Source organism: Candidatus Methanocrinis alkalitolerans, assembly GCF_029167205.1.
Lineage (GTDB): Archaea > Halobacteriota > Methanosarcinia > Methanotrichales > Methanotrichaceae > Methanocrinis > Methanocrinis alkalitolerans.
In genome coordinates this window covers 1-18,931 of record NZ_JARFPL010000042.1, presented here as the reverse complement: position 1 = coordinate 18,931, position 18,931 = coordinate 1, and the positions used below count along the sequence as shown (strand labels likewise).

The following is an 18,931-nucleotide window of genomic DNA, read 5'->3' as shown; positions in this document are numbered from 1 at the left end:
ACCAGGTGATGGCACCGCAAAGTGATGGTCTGTCGGGGGTGACGGCGCAGGCGCTCGTCGGGGCGAAGGCCTGACAGAGGGTGCAGCCGTAGAAGACGTCCACCTCTTCGTCGTGGAGACCCTTGGCACGCTCATCCCTGGCTGCGTACTTGGCGTGGGCCTCCGCAAGACCTGCGGTGACCTCTTCGGGGGAAGTGAGGACGATCGCCTCCATCTTCTCGATGAACGGCATCTCGGCCTTGTAGAGGTTCATGACGTTCTTCATGATCTGTGACCAGGAGGTGACTCCCGCCTTCTTGAGGTCCAGGCCCGCCCTCATCCAGATCGCGTCCCTCTGGTTGAGATGCATGAGGCCGTGGACGTAGGAGAGGAGAGCATGGTTACGCCTCTCGATGATAGACTCCAGGTCCGGCTCGATCAACTCGCCTGCTACCTTGAAGATCATGCCGAAGGGGATCGTCTTGCCCTCTTCCATCTCGCTGATGTCGGGGCCCTTGATGGTGACCTTCCCGTCCTCAACATCGTCCATCGATGCGGCGATGGAGAGCTCGAAGCCGTCCGCCTTGGGACCGCCCATCTCAACCCAGATGTCGCCTTTCCTGATCCGCTCCCCCTCGTACATGGGGGACATGTCCAGTTCGATCTCTTCTGCCATTTCTACAACTCCTTTATCCTAGGTTACAATCAGAAAAAAAAAACGATTTTAAAATATGCATGGAAGTCGGAGAGAGGGCGAAGGGGGCCAATAGATCCTCACCCACTAACGTGGCCCGGCCATAGTGCGCTCGTTAAACCAGAGGGCAAAGGTGGTCAAGCCTTCCCTCCATATCATCGGTCCATCGTTTCAGGCCACTCTGAGCCGAAGCTCCGGTGGGGGATCTTCCGGCTAGATCGCCGGACCTGACCCCGCCCATCTTCGCCCACCTCCGCTGCCATACAGAGCTCAAACCCGATCTATCCGGGCTTCACGAGCTCGATCATCCTGATTTTGATAGTTCCCCTCCGCGGGCGACCCAAGAGATCGCCGCTCCCAAAATAAAAAGGGATGGGGGAGGGATCACGCCGCCAATTTGGCGATTACCTCGTCTATCGCTTCGTGGTACTTCTCCGGGTCGAAGGCGAGGTTTCCGAAGGTCATGTCGGCGTTGACGTGGTAGTACCGGTCGATGGAGACCCTCTTGATATCCCTGTTGAAGTTCTTGAGCGCAGAGAACATGGCGCTGGCAAACTTGTAGAAGATACCCATGAAGATCACCACGTCGTACTGACCTTTGCCGTCGAGCCCCTGCCAGTCCTTGAACCGGAGGTAGTTGGTCAGGGGATGTAGCCCGATCATGGTGACGTTATCGGTGTACCCCCGCTCGACGAACCCCTTGATGGAATGGGCGGTCGCCGCTATGGGAACGCCCGTCTTGCCGATCTCGATCGCCTTGTCGAACATCACGGGATCCTCGAATAGCTCGGCCCCCACCACGAGGAGGGGCCTCTTCGCCTTCTTGACGATGGCGCCTATGACCGCGGTGTTGTAGGCCTTCGCCATCTCAGGCCCGGGGATCTGGGCCATCTCGAAGGGAACAGCGTTCTTGGTGGTGTCTACTGCCATTTTTACCGCCTCCTCACTTCTTCGCCCTGATCTTCCTCTCGATGTTCGTCGGGTCGAAGCTGACGTCCGACTTTCGGATGGGACCGCTCAGAATCGCCTTCCTCTTCCAGTCGATCTCCCAGCCGTACTTCGACTCCAGCTCCTTCATCATATCCTCCTTCCACTTGAGGGGAAGGTCGGAGGCGTGGCGAACGTAGATCGGCCAGTCTGGGGGCATGCAACCGAAGTACTTCATGCTGATGTCGCAGTAGTGGGTCAGCTTGATCATCCTGCCCGAGTTGTTGTCGCTGGGCCTGAAGCAGAGCTTCGCCATCATCAACATGCATTCTTCGACGGACTCGGCGACGTAGAGCATATGCTCCGGCGCAGGCTCGCAGTAGACCCTCGAGCCGTCCCTCGCGTCGATGATCTCCCAGTCCTCCTTCTTGTCGGTCCTGCCCAGGAACGCCCTCCTGTACATGACGCTGTGGGACTGGACGACGGCAGGGACCCCAAGCCTGTTGAAGCCGGTGGCGATGGAGGCGGCCTTCTGAGAGTAGGCACCCCATGCGACGCCGCAGGCGCCCACCTTGCTGAGGATGTAGTCGGCGATGTCGTCGTAGTTCGCCCTCTCGTTTCTGCCGGCGAAGATCGTCGCCACCTTGATGCCCGCCCCGTGGAGGTGGGCGTTGGAGACGCAGCTGCCTATGTTGCAGATGTTCCGACCGTCGAAGCCTCCGGGGAACTGCTCCCAGATCGTCTTGCCCTCCTCGTCGGTGTAAAGGGACATGTCCATCGCCATGCAGCCGGTGGCGGCCACGATGAACCCTCTGTCGACGAACTCCCGGGCGATGTCGTAGCACTCTTTGGTCCCGTTGGGGTAGTTGCCGCATCCGATGATGGCTATGACCCCGGGGATCGTCCCGAGAACCAGGGGCGCTCCTACACGCCTGATCTCCGTGTCCTTGACGGGACCTCTGCCGGCCCTCATCTTGAACTTCTGGTTTCTGATGTAATCCCTGTTGGCGTAAGCATAGAGGCTGAGGATCGGTATGTCCTGGGGACAGACCTGCTCGCACCTTCGACAGCCGACGCAGATCTCGTAGGTGGTGCTCAGGGGCTCGTAGTTACCTTCTGCCGCTGCCCGGACGACATCTCCTATCTTGATGTGGGGGGGACAGACGAACTGGCAGGAGTGACAGTAGGTACAGGACTCGGCGTACTTCTTGAAATCCTCCTCGGAGAGGAAGGGGTCCGCCTCTCTTATATCGGCCCGCTTCGGCTTGACGGCGATCGCCGTCTTGACGCCGACCTCGCCGGCCTTTACCGGGTCGAGGACGACGACGCCGGGCATCCTGAAGTTCACCAGGTCGTCGACGATCTCGTCGACGGGATCGTTCGTCCTGTCCGGCAGGCCCAGCATGATCTTCTCGTTGGTGGCGATGAGGGGTATCTTGTACTTCTCGGCATCGACGATGGCGTCGGTCCAGACACACTGCTCGTCGACCATGATGCAGTCCATGCAGTCTCCCCGGACCATCTTCCTCCACCAGCCGATGGCGCCGGCGATCTTCGCCTTCGCCCCGACCATCCTGTACTTGTCGTTGAACTCCTTGTCGGGGTGGCCGATACCCTCACAGATTCGAGTGTTGTCGATGGCCGTGCAGCATACGCCCCCGATGTCCACCTTGTCCCAGAGGTTGTTGTCCTCGGTGTAGAACATCGCCTCTGCGGAGCCCGCCAGGTTGTGGCCGTAGGTGATGAGGATCGCCTTGTTCTTGTCGAGGGTTCCCATCCCGCACTCCACCAGGGGAGCATCTTCGTCCCCGCGGGGCATGTCGTAGGCGACGATCTGGATCAGGTCTGAGACCTCTTTGCCCAGGGAGTCGAGCATCCCTGCGTGGAGCGCCTTCGACTCGAAGTCCTTGTAATTTCCTTCCTGACCGGTGTGGGTGCAGGCCAGAAGCTGGGAGACCTGCTCTTCGACGTAGCCCAGGACGGGGCCGAAGTCCTTGAGGGTCTTGGGCTTGATCCCTGCTATCGTCCTGGTGAGGGGAGCGTCGACGAGAATCTCGTCGCCCATCTTGAAGGGGAGGTCGCCGAACTTGTCCAGGCACCAGTGGTAGAGGTGTCTCCCGTGGGCGGCATGGGCGGTGCATCCCATGAGGACCGCTATGAGAACGATCCTCCCCTGCTGGGCTGCCTGGTCTATGCCGCAGGCGCCCCTTTTGTCTCCCGTCAGGTCGCAGGGACCGTAGGTACACAGAGTGCACCGATCGCAGATCGGAGAGTAGAATACCCTGTACCTCTGCATTATCTTGAAGTCCCAGTCCCGAAGGGTGGCAATGCTCGGATAGGGGAAGGGGCCCATGGGTTGGTCCCACTCCTCCACCTCCTTGACTATCGCACCTATGTTGATCTGGACATTCTGCATGTCCTCGACGGCAAAGCTGCCTTCCATCTTATCCATCATCTCACCTCTCTCTGATAAATATACGCGCGCTATAGTGGGTTAATTGCTTGATATAAACCTTGTGGGATCAGTGTCATATCAATACCTTAATACTTTGCAGTTAAATCTGCGGTAATGGCTTTACATATCGATGAAAAGAAAAGTCAATACTAATCATCTTACAAAGAAATGACCAGAATATAATCCTAGATAATAGACAGAAGATTTGATTTAGAACTCTCATTTTACAAAATAGGGATATTCATTTTTAATGATTTGTTGAGAATTCATATCATATTTTGAGCAATTATTTTACATAACAGGGGAAGCGAGGTCGACTGGATTCGAGATCTCATCCCCGCCGACCCGCAAATCAAAAGGGAGACGTAACCCCCCGGGGGAGCCGGTTCTTGGGAGACCTCAACGATCTTCGGCGACGAGGGCGTCCAGGACCCATCTCAGCGCTTCCACCGGGATCTGGCCGGGGGCTGTAGCCGTTCCTACGTAGCCGTAGGTGAGGACCGAGCCGTATACCGGGGCGACGGCCCGCAGGTGCTTTCCAAGATCCCCCATCCCCATCAAAGTGAGGGGGCGCTCCGTCTCATGGACGATCTGAAGAAGGCCTAGGCAGTCTTTTAGGGTGGCGGGGGTTAGGGCTATCTTGGCGATATCGGCACCGCAACCGAAGATCTCCGCCAAGATCGACCTCGTCGCTTCTAGGGTGGGCATCCCTTCGAAGTCGTGGTAAGAGATTATCAGGGGCCTGTCCACCATCTCCATCAGCCGGTTCCGCCCCCCAGCCATAAACTCCACGTCCACCAGGTCCGCCCAGGCCGAGGCCTCCGCCAGGATCTCGATCCTCTCATCCTCCCCGCCCCGGAAGGCTCCGCCTTCCTCGGCGATCCTGTTGGTGGCGATGATGGGCAGGGCCGTCGCCTCCCGGACCTTTCTGATCGCCCCTATGGTATCGCCGGGGACGAGGTCGAGCCTCACCTCCACCAGGTCTGCCCCGAGCCCTTCCGCCGCCGAGGCGTCCCGCTCCGCCGCCGATCCGCTCAGGACCGCCACCACCGCCGGAGCCTCGATCTTCAGGCCGTCGAAGACGAGGGTCCTCTTTCTCCCCATAAACCCCTTCACCTTCCCGGCGTCCAACTCCGGCTCCGTCTTCTCCACCAGATATATCCCACCTTTAAAGGTCTGAACAAATCATCTCTCGAGGATGCTCTCCTCGATCTCCATACCGAAGTGGCGAGCCTTCCCCTCGACGTGGACGAGGACTCTATCCCCAGCACGAAGGTCGGTCACCGACTTTGCGGCGCCGTCTTCGCCCACCAGCTTGATCGTCTCGGCGTTCTGGAGGATGGTGGAGATCTTCATCCCATCCACCTCAGCCTCGATGAGCATAAGTGGCCGCTTCTCGATCTTCACCCTCCCGACGACGGCGGTGGCGGTCATCCCCTCGTCGTCGACGATGGTCACCTCATCGCCGGCCTTTAGCTCCGAGAGGTAGCGGGTCTTCTCCCCGACCTTGACGTAGGCGTGGACCGCCCCGGCGTTCACCCGGAAGGGTCGGGCCGCGACGTAAGAGCTCTCCTCCGACTCGCTATGGACGAGGAAGGCGGCCTTCGACTGGGAGCCGACGAGCATCCCCTCTCCGGGGCGCATCATGGTGCAGGTATCGACGCAGACCCGGTCCCCCATACCGACGGGCCTGACGAGGGTGATCTCTGCAGGGACGAGGTCGAGCCTCGCCATCCCCGCCTTCTCGACCGCCTTCTGGACCTTTTTGATCTCCGAGAGGTCCGAAGTATCGAGGAGGACCCCGTCAGCCCCCTTCTCCAGGGTCGCAAGGTCCACCTCCGCCTCCTCGGCGGTCTTGACCCCGCTGATGATCCTGACCTCCTCGCCCTGGAGGCCTGCGATCATATTCTCCAGGGGGATCACCTTCCAGTCTTTGCCGACGACAACGAGGTAATCGACGTTCTTTCCCAGCTCCACCGCGAACTCCTCGTACCTCTTGCCCCTGATCTCGACGTAGCCGGCCACCGTCCCCTCCGCGGCCCTGGCGAGGCTTATGTCCAGGGACGCGCCGAAGTCCTCGGGGAGGGGTGCCGAGCCGTTCCCTTCGCCGCCGCGGCCTATTATCAGGATGTCCTCCTCGCCCCGCTCGTTTCCGAAGGACGCCACCTTTATATCCCCGAGCCTTCTCACCCGCTCGACGTCTTCCTGCCTTACTACAACACAGTCGAACCCGGACTCGAGGGCGGTGGTGATTCGCGGCTTGATCTCATCCCAGGAGCCCCCGACGGCCATGAGCCACTTCTCTTTCATGGTGACGGGAGGGGGGCTATGGTTACTAATTTCTTTTGGAGACCTGCCTATCCCCTCCATCCCGATCCCCAGAAGAAAGGTTATGAATCGTCGATTCATCCGTATTACTTAATAATGGGTCCCGCCGATGATGGAGGACAATGACGGATATAACTGGGATCCTCATCGAATCGACGGCCACATCCTTCGCCATCCTCTCCAAGTCCCTGCCGCCGATAGTCCTGGGGCTCGTCCTCGCCGAGCTGATCATGGTCTACGACGCGGCGGAGAGGATCGCCTTCATCGCAAGGCCCATAACCAGGTTCTCCCACCTCAGCGACGCCGCCGGGGCGAGCTTCATCCTCGCCTTCTTCTCGGCGGCGTCCGCAAACTCGATGCTCGCCGGCTTCTACAGAGATGGGCTCATCGAGAAGAGGGAGCTCTTCGTCGCCTCCCTGGTCAACTCCTTTCCCGCCACCACCATGCACTGGAGATCCCTCCTCCCGGTCCTGATACCGCTGCTGGGGTTCACCGGCCTCGTCTACTTCGGCCTTCTGATGCTGGTGGGGCTCTTGAAGACCTCCGTGGTGATGATGGCAGGCCGCCTCCTCCTGGACGGAGATAGGGGAAGCTCACCAGGGGAGGCCCCAGAGGATGCTGCAGGAGAAGATTCGGGGGAGGCCACAGGAGAGGATTCAGGGGGAGACGCAGGAGAGGATTCGAGGAAAGCCCCGGCAAAGGCCGCAGGAGAGAGGACCCAAGACGCCACCTCCCCCCTCTCCATCGTCGAAAGAAGGGGCGAGGCGGCGAGGGCGGATCGACCGCCGATGAAAGAGGGGCTGAAGCGAAGCTGGCGGGCCGCAAGGCCCAAGGTGGTGAGGGTCGCGAAGATGACGACGGCGATCATGTTCATGGTATCGGTCCTCATCCAGGTCGGGGCCTTCGACCTCCTCGCCCTCCACCTCAGCGGGATCAGAGGATACCTCCCCATCCCGGCGGCGGGGCTCGGGATCATAGCCGCCCAGTTCGCGGGGTACGTCGCCGCCTACACCGTCGCCGGCGGCCTTCTGGCGGCGGAGGAGATCTCGGGAAAGGAGGTCGTCGTAACCCTCATGATCGGAAATGTCATCACCAGCGCCGCATGGGCCGCCAGGTGGCTGATCCCCTCCCACGCCGGGATCTTCGGCCCTCGGATAGGGACGCAGCTTGTGATCTGCTCGACGGGCCTGCGAAACCTTATCATGCTCTCCGTCGCCTTCGGGGTGATGATATTCTGGTGAGGATGAGGCGGAAAAAAAGGAGGGGCCGGAGGGAGATAAGGGGGGAACAAAAATGGGGCGGAGAGCGGCGGAAATTATGAGCGCGGTTTGCCCCTCTCGGCCGCCGGCTTCAGACCGTTACGGACTTCTTCGCCGCATCCTTCTTCCGTCCTATCCTTCCATCTTCGGATATTCAGCTTCCTTCCGGCTCACCGGACTCGATTTAAGCTTGCGCCACCGAGAGATCGTACGTGATGGTGCCTCCCCCGTAGGCCTCGACCTTGAGATAGTAGGCACCCGGCTCCAGCAGCTCAGCGATCTTGGACCAGGTCCCCTCCCCGCCGTCGTCGTCTCTTGCGATCTCCTCTTTCTCGCCATCGTAGAGGCTGATGACCGAGTCGCCGTCTCCACTGCCGGAGGTCTCGACGACCACATCCAGGGGCTCCTCGACGACGACGGCGTAGTAGTCGACGTCGCCTCCGGGAAGGATGCAGCCAGATATGGTCAACTCGACGCCTGAGGTCAGGACGCCGATATCCAGGGCCTCCTCGGGGGAGTCGTTCGGCTCCTCGTCGCAGTCGAGGTCAGGGAAGGATATGGCAAGGATGTATCCTGAGATCGGCTCCAGGCTTTCGGACTCCGCCCGGAGGGCAGCCCTAATCTTCTCGGCGAGACCTGGATCCCGGCCCGCCCCTATCTCCACGGCGCAGATGGGGCAGTATGCAGGCGGCGACTGGACTATCACCCTTCCCCTGTCGTCGAAGAAAGTGGCGACGACGCCTAGCCCCCTCCCTAGGCCTCGCCACCTCCCTGACCCTCTTTGAGACATTCTCCCTGAAGGTGCCGCCAGAGTTCATGATCGATATACAAGCTTGCGATACTATATTGTTTTCTGGTGATGACAGTCTCCATCACCTCATATATCATAATCGAGATAATTTATCGGCATGACGGAAGAGATCAGGATCGGCTACCTAAGCACCCTCTATCACACTAGCCTCATTCTGAAGGGATCTGACCTCGGCGGGGAGCTGGGGGTCGAGGTCTCCTGGCGGCTCTTTCCCACCGGCACCGACATGATCGACGCCTTCGGAAGGGAAGAGCTGGATCTGGAGTACATCGGGCTCCCCCCAGCCATCATCGGGATCGGGAGGGGCTTGAGGATAAGATGCGTCGCCGGCGGCCATATGGAGGGGACGGTCCTGGTGGGGCTTGCTGGGATTCGCCAGAGAAGGACGGTTCGCGAATCTCTCTCCCAGTTTCGGGGAAGGTCGATAGGCACCCCCAAGAGGGGCTCCATCCATGACGTCATCCTCCGACAGATGGTCACAAGCGCCGGGTTCGAGGACGAGATCGAGATCAAGAACTACGACTGGGCCGACTTCATCCTCGACGCCATGATCGACGGCGAGGTGGAGGGGGGGTGCGGGACCCCTCCCCTGGCGGTCCTGGCGATCCAAAAGCTGAGCGCCGAGATCGTCCTTCCACCGGAATTGATGTGGCCAAAGAATCCCAGCTATGGGATCGTTGCCACCGAGGAGCTGATAGAGGGATCCCCCCGGTTCCTGGAGGGGTTCCTGAGGCGGCACGAGGACGCATCGAACCTGATAAGGACTAGGCCCCTTGTTGCAGCCGGGATGGTGGCAGAGGCCCCGCCGACGATAGACGCCGACTTCGCCCTGGAGGTTTACCGACTGTCTCCGAAATACTGCGCCAGCCTCTCCAGGGAGTACATCGATGCCACCATGGCCTTTGCGTCCCTATTGAAGGAGACGGGAGCCATCCCCGGAGAGGTGAAGGCCGGGGAGATATTCGAGATGACGGCGATTGAACGGGTCCATCCCGAGGGGGATCACTACCGGGATCCAGGAAATCTTTAAATATGATGATTCAATTAACAATTGTGAATGCATGAGAAATGCTGAGAAGTTTCGACTGCCCATCATGGGGAGGCGAAAGAGGCGAGACGGATATGGCAAAGATATATGATGATATCACCAAGACGATCGGGAACACCCCCCTGGTCAGGCTGAATCGGGTGACAGAGGGGCTGCAGGCCACGGTGGTGGCGAAGGTCGAGAGCTTCAACCCCCTGGGGAGCGTCAAAGACAGGATAGGCGTCTCCATGATCGAGGCGGCTGAAAAGGCGGGGCATATCAAGGATGATACCATCATCCTGGAGCCAACGAGCGGGAACACCGGGATCGCCCTCGCTTTCGTCTGCGCCTCCAGGGGCTACCGTCTCGTCCTCGTGATGCCGGAGACTATGTCGATCGAGCGGCGGAAGCTCTTGAAGGCCCTGGGCGCCGAGCTGGTCCTGACCCCCGGACCTCTGGGGATGAAAGGGGCGGTGGCGAAGGCTGAAGAGATGCTCGCTGAGGACCCGCGCTACTATTACATCCCTCAGCAGTTCAGAAACCCGGCAAATCCCGAGATCCACCGGAAGACCACCGCCGAGGAGATATGGCGGGACACCGACGGAAAGGTGGACATCCTGGTGGCAGGGGTCGGGACCGGCGGCACGATCACCGGGGTGGCCGACGTCATAAAGTCCCGGAAGCCCGGCTTCAAGGCGATAGCCGTAGAGCCGGCCGCCTCCCCGGTCCTGGGGGGTGGAAAGCCGGGACCCCACAAGATCCAGGGTATCGGTGCCGGATTCGTCCCCGACGTCCTGAAGCTCGACCTGGTCGATGAGATCGTCCCTGTGACGAACGAAGACGCCTTCGCCACCGCCCGGAGGCTGGCGAAGGAGGAGGGTCTGGTGGTGGGCATATCCTGCGGTGCCGCCGCCTGGGCAGCCCTCTCTGTAGCCGCCAGGCCCGAGAACCGAGGAAAGCTGATAGTCGTCATACTCCCCGACACCGGGGAGCGGTACCTCTCCACAGAGCTCTTTGATATGTGAGGTCGAGGGAAGATGAGGATAAGAGAGGATATCCAGACCGTCTTCGAGAAGGACCCCGCCGCGAGGTCGATCTGGGAGGTCCTCACCTGTTATCCCGGACTTCACGCCATCTGGATCCATAGGATATCTCACGCCCTCTGGACCCACCGGCTCCGCTTGGCGGCCCGCCTCCTATCCCACATATCCCGCTTTCTGACAGGGGTCGAGATCCACCCGGGGGCGAAGATCGGAAGGAGATTCTTCATCGACCACGGGATGGGGGTTGTAATAGGCGAGACTGCGGTGGTCGGAGACGACGTCCTGATGTACATGGGGACGGTCCTGGGGGGGACGAGCCTGGAGAAGGTGAAGCGCCACCCCACCCTCGAGGACGGGGTGGTGATCGGGAGCGGGGCGATCGTCCTGGGTCCTGTTACCATCGGCAGTGGGGCGAAGATCGGGGCAGGATCGGTGGTGGTCAGATCCGTTCCGGCTGGAGCGACGGTGGTGGGGGTGCCGGGAAGGATAGCCGAGCCGGAGTGCCCGTCGACGAGGACCGACCTCAACTATGCAAACCTCCCGGACCCGATGCTCCGGGTGGTGAGCAGGCTCCTCGACCGTCAGAACTGGATGGAAGAGAGGGTTCGCTCCCTGGAGAGATCCCTCTCGGGGCCCGAGGCGGAGATGATCAAGATGAAGCTCGCGAAAGAGGAGGAGGTCCGGGAGGCGCTCCGTGACGTCCTGGACCCGGAGGTGGGGATAGACATAGTGGACCTGGGTCTTATTAAGGATATCATCGTTGACGGCGACCGGGTGGAGGTGAATATGGTCCTCACCTCCCAGGCGTGCCCTCTGGCAGACCACCTCAAAGAGCAGGTCAATCGGCGGGTGATGGGCCTTTCGGGGGTGAACCGGGTGGATGTGCGGGTTTTGGACGAGCCCTGGGATTGGGAGAGGTTCGCAAGGCAACGGAGCCTCCGGCAAGAGGTTTAGAACACTCCTCATGGTGCAGTCTGTCGATTCAGCCGCGAGCCGCCCGCAGGCCGTTCAAAACCGCCAGGATCTCGGAGCTCTCGTGGAAGAAAACGGCCCCGGCAACGCTCAGCCCTCCGAGGAGAGCCGACGGCACGAGCAGCCCCAGGACGAGGAGCGAGAAGGCTATGTTCTGGAAGCTTATCCTCCTCGCCCTCTTCCCGATCTCCAAAGCATGGGGGACCATCGCCAGATCGTCGGCCATGAGGGCGATATCGGCGACCTCGATCGCCGCGTCGGTCCCGGCCGCCCCCATGGCGATACCCACCGTCGCCTGAGCGAGGGCGGGCCCATCGTTTATCCCGTCTCCCACCATGGCGACGGGGCCGAACTCCTCCTCCAAGGCCGCTACCGCCCTACTCTTCTCTTCCGGCAATAGGCCTGCCCTGAAATCGTCTATCCCGAGCTCCGCTGAGATCGCCCTGGCTGCTGCTTCGCTGTCGCCGGTCAGCATCACCACCTTCAGCCCCAGGCCGTGAAGGGAGGCCACAGCCTCCTTCGCCCCAGCCCTGATCTCGTCTCTCACCCCTATTATCCCGTCCAGGCCTCCGGCAGTCCCGACGAGGACCGCCGTCTTCCCCTCCGCCCTCAACCTATCTACCAGGGTCGGATCAGAGATCCGCACCCCCAGCCCCTCAAAGAGCTCCGGCTTTCCTGCGTAGACGGTCTCCACATCCACATCTCCCGATACCCCGGTCCCGATGAGGCAGGTGAAGTTCTCCACATCTCCTGCTTCGACCTTCTCAGAGATCGCCCTCTCTGTGATGGCCCTGGCCACGGGGTGATCTGAGAGCCTCTCCAGGCTGTAGGCCCGGGCCAGAAGGCTGGCTCCATCTCCCCTGAAGGGTATCAGGTCCGTCACCTCAGGCCTGCCCCGGGTCAGGGTCCCTGTCTTGTCGAGGGCTACGACCCTGATCTTGCCCAGGTTTTCCAGGTGAACACCCCCCTTTACAAGGATCCCGCTCTTTCCCGCTCTGCCTATCCCGGCGGCGATGGCTATGGGGGTTGATATCACCAGGGCGCAGGGGGCAGCGGCCACCAGAAGGACGACGGCCCTCTCCGACCATTCATAGAAGCCGCCCTCGAGGAGCAAAGACGCCAGTATCAGTAGGACAGCCCCCGCCAGAACCAGGGGGGAGTACCTATCTCCAAACTTCTCGATGAAGAGCTGAGACCTCCCCTTCACCTCCTGGGCCTCCTCCACCAGGTGGATGATCTTCGAGAGGGTGTTCTCCTCGAAGGAGGTGGTCGCCTCCACCTCGATCGCCCCCTCGAGGTTGATCGTCCCGGCGAAGACGAGCATACCCTCGCTCTTGTCGACGGGAAGCGACTCTCCCGTCACCGGAGCCTCGTCGATGCTGGACCTGCCTGCGACGACCAGCCCGTCGGTGGGTATCGACTCCCCCGGCCTCACGAGAAACAGGTCCCCCCTCTTAATGTCGGCCGCCGGCATGATCCTCTCCGTCCCGCCGACTCTGACCCTCGCCGTCTTCGGGGCGAGGTCGAGGAGGGCCCTTATCGAGCTCCTCGTCCTGGCGTAGGTATACTCCTCCAGGCTCTCCGCCGCCGAGTAGAGGAAGACCAAGAAGGCCGCCTCCTCCCAGATCCCGAGGACGGCGGCGCCCAGGGCGGCGGCCATCATGAGGATCTCTATCCCGACCTTCCTCTCGAAGAGGAGCTCTTCTATCCCCTCCCTCGCCCAGCTATATCCTCCTACGAGGATGGCGGTGGCGAAGATGAAGATCCTGACGTCCTGCGATATCGCCCCAAGGCTTTCGAGGCCGTAGGCTGATGCCGAGAGGAGGCCGGATAGGAGGGCGGTCTGCATCCTAGGGTACTGGTACCATCTCCCCTCGAAGATCTCTTCATCCTCAACCATAGGCCTAAAACCTCATTTTCATTAGAGGAGGAGAGGACCACAGCGGGCATAAGATGACAGCTTTCAATCCTCGTCCTCGGATTCTTCTCTCTATTGCTGTACAAATTACCGTATCAGCCGCTTTGGACGGCGCCTCACCCATTCAAAAGACAGGCCGGCTCCTCCCGCCTGATCCTTCGCCCCGACGCTATAAGTAGCTGGCTTGAGTCTCGACCTAAGCCGACCGCATGACCTGAGCCGACCGCATGATCTTTAAATCAGACCGATCAGGACCCTCAGATACCACGGGATCGATGGAGATCAAATGGTCACCCCTTCTGGCCCGCAGCCCTATTCCGATAGTCCTCGATGGCCATGTGGAGGGCATCGGCGGCCAGGTTCGAGCAGTGCATCTTGTTTGGCGGAAGACCCCCCAGCTCTCCGGCGACGTCCTGCCTGGTGATCTTCATCCCCTCCTCCACCGTCTTGCCCAAAGCCATCTCCGTCGTCATGCTGCTCGTCGCTATCGCCGCGCCGCACCCGAAGGTCCGAAACTTGATATCCTCTATCCTGTCGTCCTTCACCCGGATGAACATCTCCATAACGTCCCCGCAGGTCGGGTTTCCCACCTTCCCGTATCCGTCTGGATCTTCGATGACGCCGACGTTTCGCGGGTTCATGAAATGGTCCATCACCTTCTCGCTGTATCCTGGCTGTGACATATAAATCCTCTTATTATTTCGCCTCGGGTTGGAGACCGTTCACTCCGGCCTCATGGCCGACATCTCCCTCAGCCTCTTCACCGAGTCAGAGATGGCCCGGCAGGCATAGTCGGCATCTTCTTCGGTATTGCTCATCCCAAGGGTTATGCGAAGAGATCCATGAGACTCGACGGGAGATAGGCCGATGGCGGAGAGGACGTGGCTTGCCGCAAGCTTCTTCGAGGAGCAGGCCGATCCCGTGGATGCGGCGACTCCCTTCGCATCTAGGTAGAGGAGTAGGGACTCCCCTTCTATGTACCTAAATCCGAAGTTGAGGTTTGAAGGAAGCCTCTTATCGGGGTGGCCGTTGAGCCAGGAGTCTTCGATCTCCTTGAGGACCCAGCCGCTCATCCGGTCCCGAAGAGACCTCATCCTCTCCGATTCTTCCGCCATATTCTCTTTTGCGATTTTGGCGGCCCTCCCCAGACCGACGATACCCGGGACGTTCTCTGTCCCCGACCTCATCCCCCTCTCGTGGCCTCCGCCCTGCTGGATGCTCTCGATCCTGACGCCCTTTCTGATGTAGAGGGCTCCAGCCCCCTTTGGGCCGTAGAGCTTGTGGCCCGAGAGGGTGAAGGCGTCGAGGCCGAGGGATTTCACGTCCACGGGGATCTTTCCTGCGGTCTGGACCCCGTCTGTATGGAAGTAAATCTCCTTCTCGCCTGCGAGCCTACCGATCTCCTCCAGGGGCTGTATCGTTCCGATCTCGTTGTTGGCGTGCATCACCGATATGAGGATCGTATCCTCCTGGACCGCCTCCTCCACCGTCCCGACCTCCACGAGCCCCTCCCTTGTTACCGGAAGGTAGGTCACCTCAAACCCTTCTCTCGTCAGGGCTTTGCAGACCTCCAGGACGGCGGGGTGCTCTATGGAGGAGGTGATGATGTGGCGCCCCTTCTTTTTACTCTTACGGGCGATCCCTTTGATGGCCAGGTTGTCCGACTCCGTCCCCCCGCTGGTGAAGTATATCTCCGAAGGTTCGGCGTTCAGGAGGGCCGCCACATCAGATCGGGCATCATCCACCGCCTCCCGAGCCACCCTCCCGAAGCTGTGGAGGCTGGAAGGGTTTCCGAAGCGCTCCGAGAAGTAGGGGATCATCGCATCGAGAACCTCGGGAGCGAGGGGCGTCGTGGCGGCGTGATCCATGTATATCCGTTTCATCTATCAGTCACTCCTCAATCGATCTGATCTATCTGAGCCGTTATAGATCTGCAGAGGATTTTAGATCTTCCTCGATCTTGGCCACTTCCTCCAGCTTCGCTTTGGTGGCGGGCTTCCTGGGGACGGCGCCGCACCCCTCGGAGGGGAGGATGGAGGCGTCGAAGGTTCCTATCTCTCTTGCGATCTTCTCCACCTCCACCTTGTCGAAGCCTATAAGGGGCCTGTAGACCGGGAGCGATGCGGCCGCGTCCAGGACGAGGAGGTTGTCCAGGGTCTGGGAGGCGACCTGGCCCAGGGACTCGCCAGTGACGATCCCCTTGGCGCCTATGTCCCTCGCCACAGCCTCCGCCAGCCGGTACATCCGGCGCTTGCAGATCAGACAGGTGTACCTCTCAACTCCCCCCTCTCTCATCATCTCAGAGCTTTTTTTGAGGAAACCGTCATTTACGACCAGAAGGTCCAGGTCCGGCTGGTAGGCCTTCAGCCTTTCCACCACCGCCTCGGCCCGCGCGAGGCCCAGGGGGCCGGAGAAGCCCTCGAGGTCGACGTAGATTGGGGTTATCTTGCATCCGCGCTTCATCATCATCCAGGCGGCCACCGGCGAGTCTATACCCCCGGAGAAGAGAGCTACAAGATCGCCCTCGGCGCCGAGGGGTAGCCCGCCGACCCCCTTAACGACGTTGCGGAAGAGGTAGCAGTCGTCTTCCCTGATCTCGACGTAGACCGTCGCTTCGGGACGATCGAGATCAACTCTGAGGTGGGGGAACCTCTCCAGGATCAGGTCCGCGAGCTCCACCGTCTTCTCCTGGGACGAGAAAGGATGGCTTCCCACCCGGCGGAGCCTCAGGGCGAAGGTCTCCGCCTCCGATAGCCCGGTCCTCTCGCAGTAGTCGATTATAAACGAACCGAGATCCTGTAGAGAGGTCTGCTCGCAGGGGGAGAAGGAGACTATCCCGAAGATCTGCTTCAGCCTCTCCTCGTCCACAGGTCCCGAAAGCCAGATCCGGCCCCGGGTCCTCCTCACCTTACATCCCGGGAGGGCCTCCTTGAGGTTTCTCATGAGGAGGTTCTCCCACCGGCTCCTTACGGCTGGGGACTTGAGGGCGATCTCCGAGTACCGAAGAAGGTACAAGCTAGCCCAGCCCCCCGCAGTCCCGGCAGCGGGGGTCTCTTGAGATCTCCATCGTCTCGAGGGTGGACGAAAGGCCGTCCCAGAGGAGGAGCCTCCCGCTGAGAAGCTCCCCAGTCCCCGTGATGTACTTGATAGCCTCCGTCGCCTGGATCAGACCGATGATCCCAGGAGTGACCCCCACCACTGGAAACTTGGCGGGAGGGGGAGCCTGCGGGAAGATGCACCGCAGGCACGCCGACTCCCCCGGAATCACCGTCGTCGCCTGGCCGTGGAAGCCGGAGATCGCCCCGTGGATGAAGGGTATCCTCTTTTTTATGGCCGTCTCGTTGAGAAGATACCGCACGGGATAGTTATCCATGGCGTCGATGACGAGGTCGGCGTCCCCAATGAGACGGGAGACGTTCTCCTCGGAGATAGTCTCCGCCGTCGTCTCGATGACGATCTCGGAGTTCATCTCGCAGAGCTTTTCTCTCGCCGATAGCGCTTTCTTCTTGCCGATGTCCCTCTCCCAGTGGAGGATCTGGCGGTTGAGGTTGGATAGCTCCACCTCGTCGTCGTCGTCGATCACGATCTCTCCGACCCCGGCGGCCGCCAGGTATACGGATATAGGAGAGCCGAGCCCCCCCGCCCCGGCGATGAAGACCTTCGATCCAGCTATCTTCTCCTGCCCCTCGACTCCGAAGAGGCGGATCTGCCGGTCGTACCTATCCAGGAACCTTTCGACGTTCATCGATGTACCTCTCATTTGATGGAACCGTTCTCCCCCCAAACCTGGCGGCGAGGGGTCTCCTCCTTATCCACGAGAAGCTCCAGCATATCATTTTGTCGCCACAAAATCTCCATTAACAATTGTTATCCCATAAAAGGTTTTCTGAGGGCGGTTCTGTCAAGTTATCGGTAGGTGACTTCTAGGTGTTACAAAGCCAAACCAAAAATAAAACTAAATAACAACCGATAATTTTAGCTTTAATTATTATTTATAGCAAGTTAAGCATAACGTTTTCAGCTAGATATCCGGTTCTGGAATTGATATCATTTCACCAAGATTATACATATCTATCAATTTTAAAACTATCTCTCCTTGCTGATCAATTGTACCTAACCCGATGATGTCCACAACAAGTTTTATCTCTGTGGCTATTTTATAACCATGAGGATAATTTGTCTCAATCCATTTTAGGTGTCGATGCCACTCGTCAAGGGCGGTTTGATCAGTTATCAAATCCCATAACAGCATTTTGTTTGTGATATTTATGCCGTGTCGCAATCTACCAACAAAATTCGAGGATTCTTCTTTAAAATTTGTCTCCACATATTCTATTGTCTTTCTATATGCATCTGCTAAATTAAAATTATATTTATCTTGTAGTATTTTGTCTACTATCGAATCTTCGAGCATACTATTTAAAGAACCGGCTAACATTTCAATAGTTTTACTAGCCGGATTTATTTCTAAAATGCCGTTTTCTTTATAACGGATAAGATGCATTATTTCATGTGCAATAGTATGCGCGTCATTAGCGGATTCAGGTGGTGTTTTGTAATAGATGAAATTTTTAAATACATCTGCCGACGCTTCTATACCTTCCGGCAAGTCTAAATCTAAAAACCAGCGAATAATATCTAATTTTTCCTTTCTCTCTTTATTATAGAAATTCTCAAATTCTTCACTCGCTTCCAAGAGATCGGCTACCACCACTAATTCGTCGGATTCAAGGGGTTTCGTTGAGATTTGCATATACAGTGGTTATGCCGTATAATTTATCTGCTTTTCGGAACTCCGCCATAGTGCTCCTTAACATTAATTTTGCAACTTAAAGTAATGCCTTTTGAGTTTTTCTCTAGCGTCGCTTTTATTGAATTTCCATCGAACGGTCGCTTTGATATCATTCCTTTCTCGCTGCCAAGCATCGATTTCTTTTGATAGTTCGTTGATATCACCAATCCTTCGATCCAAGCATTGCTTTGAAAGAGCCGAGAGTTCTATCTCCGCCATATTTAGCCAGCTACCCTTTTTGGGCGTATAATGATATTCGAATTTCTTAGCAAGATTGAAAGCCTCATCGGCAGGAAACGCATCATAAAATGAAGCGGCAGTATGTGTATTTAGGTTGTCCTGAACGAGGCGTATAGAGTCCGCATCTGGATAATGTTTGACAAGATCGCTCATAAACTGTGCGTAGTCCACTTTTGTCCGTCGCTTCCTGACACAGACGATCCTCTTGCCCGCAAGCGGTTCGAAAGCCATAAAAACGCAACATGTGCCATTACGAGCATATTCATAATGCTCCTTTTTGGGAGTTCCAGGTTTCATAGCAATAGGCGTTATGACATCGTCTATTAACTGGCACGGCCTCTCATCGAAGCAGATTACAGGATTTAGTGGATCATAGGGCTGTTCATAAAGGGTCAATACATCCTCCATATGCCAGATGAAGTCGCTTGTCATCTTACCTATGCACCAGCGGCTCTTAAGCCAAGGTTTTATCTCGTTTTTTTCAAT

General features: G+C 58.5%; 16 protein-coding genes and 1 pseudogene. 4 read left to right on the top strand and 13 right to left on the bottom strand.

Annotation, left to right across the window (positions count from 1 at the left end; genetic code table 11):
* From P0O24_RS10795 to P0O24_RS10775, 5 genes and pseudogenes are all read right to left on the bottom strand, one after another.
* Positions 1 to 655, bottom strand: a pseudogene (locus P0O24_RS10795) (CO dehydrogenase/CO-methylating acetyl-CoA synthase complex subunit beta); the annotation flags it as partial.
* 402 nt (positions 656 to 1,057) lie between these two features.
* Positions 1,058 to 1,603, bottom strand: a complete 546-nt coding sequence (cdhB, locus tag P0O24_RS10790) for a CO dehydrogenase/acetyl-CoA synthase complex subunit epsilon (RefSeq protein WP_316969764.1) — start codon at positions 1,601 to 1,603, stop codon at positions 1,058 to 1,060.
* Positions 1,604 to 1,616: 13 nt separating this feature from the next.
* Positions 1,617 to 4,052 (bottom strand): CO dehydrogenase/acetyl-CoA synthase complex subunit alpha, encoded by a 2,436-nt coding sequence (cdhA, locus tag P0O24_RS10785; protein ID WP_394356776.1) that lies wholly within the window; start codon positions 4,050 to 4,052, stop codon positions 1,617 to 1,619.
* 402 nt (positions 4,053 to 4,454) lie between these two features.
* The gene (locus P0O24_RS10780; protein ID WP_316969762.1) at positions 4,455 to 5,207 is read right to left on the bottom strand and encodes a type I 3-dehydroquinate dehydratase; all 753 of its coding nucleotides are present in this window, start codon (positions 5,205 to 5,207) and stop codon (positions 4,455 to 4,457) included.
* Positions 5,208 to 5,240: 33 nt separating this feature from the next.
* Positions 5,241 to 6,365: a 3-dehydroquinate synthase II gene (locus P0O24_RS10775; RefSeq protein WP_316969761.1), complete on the bottom strand. Its 1,125-nt coding sequence runs from the start codon at positions 6,363 to 6,365 to the stop codon at positions 5,241 to 5,243.
* 140 nt (positions 6,366 to 6,505) lie between these two features.
* On the opposite strand from P0O24_RS10775, the gene P0O24_RS10770 reads away from it, so the two are divergent.
* The gene (locus P0O24_RS10770; protein WP_316969760.1) at positions 6,506 to 7,624 is read left to right on the top strand and encodes a hypothetical protein; all 1,119 of its coding nucleotides are present in this window, start codon (positions 6,506 to 6,508) and stop codon (positions 7,622 to 7,624) included.
* Between the two features lie 202 nt (positions 7,625 to 7,826).
* Here the strand turns inward: P0O24_RS10770 and P0O24_RS10765 are convergent, their stop codons facing one another.
* Positions 7,827 to 8,432: a PPC domain-containing protein gene (locus tag P0O24_RS10765; RefSeq protein WP_316969759.1), complete on the bottom strand. Its 606-nt coding sequence runs from the start codon at positions 8,430 to 8,432 to the stop codon at positions 7,827 to 7,829.
* Positions 8,433 to 8,550: 118 nt separating this feature from the next.
* Between P0O24_RS10765 and P0O24_RS10760 the strand changes: the two genes are divergently transcribed.
* From P0O24_RS10760 to cysE, 3 genes are all read left to right on the top strand, one after another.
* On the top strand, positions 8,551 to 9,483 hold the full coding sequence (locus tag P0O24_RS10760; protein WP_316969758.1) for an ABC transporter substrate-binding protein: 933 nt from the start codon (positions 8,551 to 8,553) through the stop codon (positions 9,481 to 9,483).
* Positions 9,484 to 9,575: 92 nt separating this feature from the next.
* Positions 9,576 to 10,505: a cysteine synthase A gene (gene cysK / locus P0O24_RS10755; RefSeq protein WP_316969757.1), complete on the top strand. Its 930-nt coding sequence runs from the start codon at positions 9,576 to 9,578 to the stop codon at positions 10,503 to 10,505.
* A gap of 12 nt (positions 10,506 to 10,517) precedes the next feature.
* Positions 10,518 to 11,477, top strand: a complete 960-nt coding sequence (cysE, locus tag P0O24_RS10750) for a serine O-acetyltransferase (protein ID WP_316969756.1) — start codon at positions 10,518 to 10,520, stop codon at positions 11,475 to 11,477.
* Between the two features lie 28 nt (positions 11,478 to 11,505).
* On the opposite strand, the gene P0O24_RS10745 is transcribed toward cysE, so the two are convergent.
* The 7 genes from P0O24_RS10745 to P0O24_RS10715 form a co-directional block, all read right to left on the bottom strand.
* Complete coding sequence (locus P0O24_RS10745) at positions 11,506 to 13,395, bottom strand: heavy metal translocating P-type ATPase (protein WP_316969755.1); 1,890 nt, start codon at positions 13,393 to 13,395, stop codon at positions 11,506 to 11,508.
* Positions 13,396 to 13,703: 308 nt separating this feature from the next.
* Positions 13,704 to 14,096: a Fe-S cluster assembly scaffold protein NifU gene (gene nifU, locus P0O24_RS10740; RefSeq protein WP_316969754.1), complete on the bottom strand. Its 393-nt coding sequence runs from the start codon at positions 14,094 to 14,096 to the stop codon at positions 13,704 to 13,706.
* A gap of 39 nt (positions 14,097 to 14,135) precedes the next feature.
* Positions 14,136 to 15,296: a cysteine desulfurase NifS gene (gene nifS, locus P0O24_RS10735; RefSeq protein WP_316969753.1), complete on the bottom strand. Its 1,161-nt coding sequence runs from the start codon at positions 15,294 to 15,296 to the stop codon at positions 14,136 to 14,138.
* A 40-nt stretch (positions 15,297 to 15,336) separates the two neighbouring features.
* Positions 15,337 to 16,428 (bottom strand): tRNA uracil 4-sulfurtransferase ThiI, encoded by a 1,092-nt coding sequence (thiI, locus tag P0O24_RS10730; RefSeq protein ID WP_316969752.1) that lies wholly within the window; start codon positions 16,426 to 16,428, stop codon positions 15,337 to 15,339.
* Between the two features lies 1 nt (position 16,429).
* Positions 16,430 to 17,158, bottom strand: a complete 729-nt coding sequence (locus P0O24_RS10725; protein ID WP_316969751.1) for a HesA/MoeB/ThiF family protein — start codon at positions 17,156 to 17,158, stop codon at positions 16,430 to 16,432.
* Between the two features lie 276 nt (positions 17,159 to 17,434).
* Complete coding sequence (locus P0O24_RS10720; protein ID WP_316969750.1) at positions 17,435 to 18,166, bottom strand: hypothetical protein; 732 nt, start codon at positions 18,164 to 18,166, stop codon at positions 17,435 to 17,437.
* Positions 18,167 to 18,229: 63 nt separating this feature from the next.
* Positions 18,230 to 18,931 (bottom strand): IS630 family transposase (locus tag P0O24_RS10715; protein WP_316969749.1); only part of this gene is annotated, 702 nt, incomplete at its 5' end.

Coding starts and splice junctions, on each gene's coding strand:
- P0O24_RS10720 (WP_316969750.1), bottom strand. CDS start 18,166: ATGCAAATCTCAACGAAACCCCTTGAATCCGACGAATTAGTGGTGGTA.
- cdhB (WP_316969764.1), bottom strand. CDS start 1,603: ATGGCAGTAGACACCACCAAGAACGCTGTTCCCTTCGAGATGGCCCAG.
- P0O24_RS10745 (WP_316969755.1), bottom strand. CDS start 13,395: ATGGTTGAGGATGAAGAGATCTTCGAGGGGAGATGGTACCAGTACCCT.
- cdhA (WP_394356776.1), bottom strand. CDS start 4,052: ATGGATAAGATGGAAGGCAGCTTTGCCGTCGAGGACATGCAGAATGTC.
- P0O24_RS10775 (WP_316969761.1), bottom strand. CDS start 6,365: ATGAAAGAGAAGTGGCTCATGGCCGTCGGGGGCTCCTGGGATGAGATC.
- nifS (WP_316969753.1), bottom strand. CDS start 15,296: ATGAAACGGATATACATGGATCACGCCGCCACGACGCCCCTCGCTCCC.
- P0O24_RS10725 (WP_316969751.1), bottom strand. CDS start 17,158: ATGAACGTCGAAAGGTTCCTGGATAGGTACGACCGGCAGATCCGCCTC.
- nifU (WP_316969754.1), bottom strand. CDS start 14,096: ATGTCACAGCCAGGATACAGCGAGAAGGTGATGGACCATTTCATGAAC.
- cysK (WP_316969757.1), top strand. CDS start 9,576: ATGGCAAAGATATATGATGATATCACCAAGACGATCGGGAACACCCCC.
- cysE (WP_316969756.1), top strand. CDS start 10,518: ATGAGGATAAGAGAGGATATCCAGACCGTCTTCGAGAAGGACCCCGCC.
- P0O24_RS10765 (WP_316969759.1), bottom strand. CDS start 8,432: ATGTCTCAAAGAGGGTCAGGGAGGTGGCGAGGCCTAGGGAGGGGGCTA.
- P0O24_RS10770 (WP_316969760.1), top strand. CDS start 6,506: ATGACGGATATAACTGGGATCCTCATCGAATCGACGGCCACATCCTTC.
- P0O24_RS10760 (WP_316969758.1), top strand. CDS start 8,551: ATGACGGAAGAGATCAGGATCGGCTACCTAAGCACCCTCTATCACACT.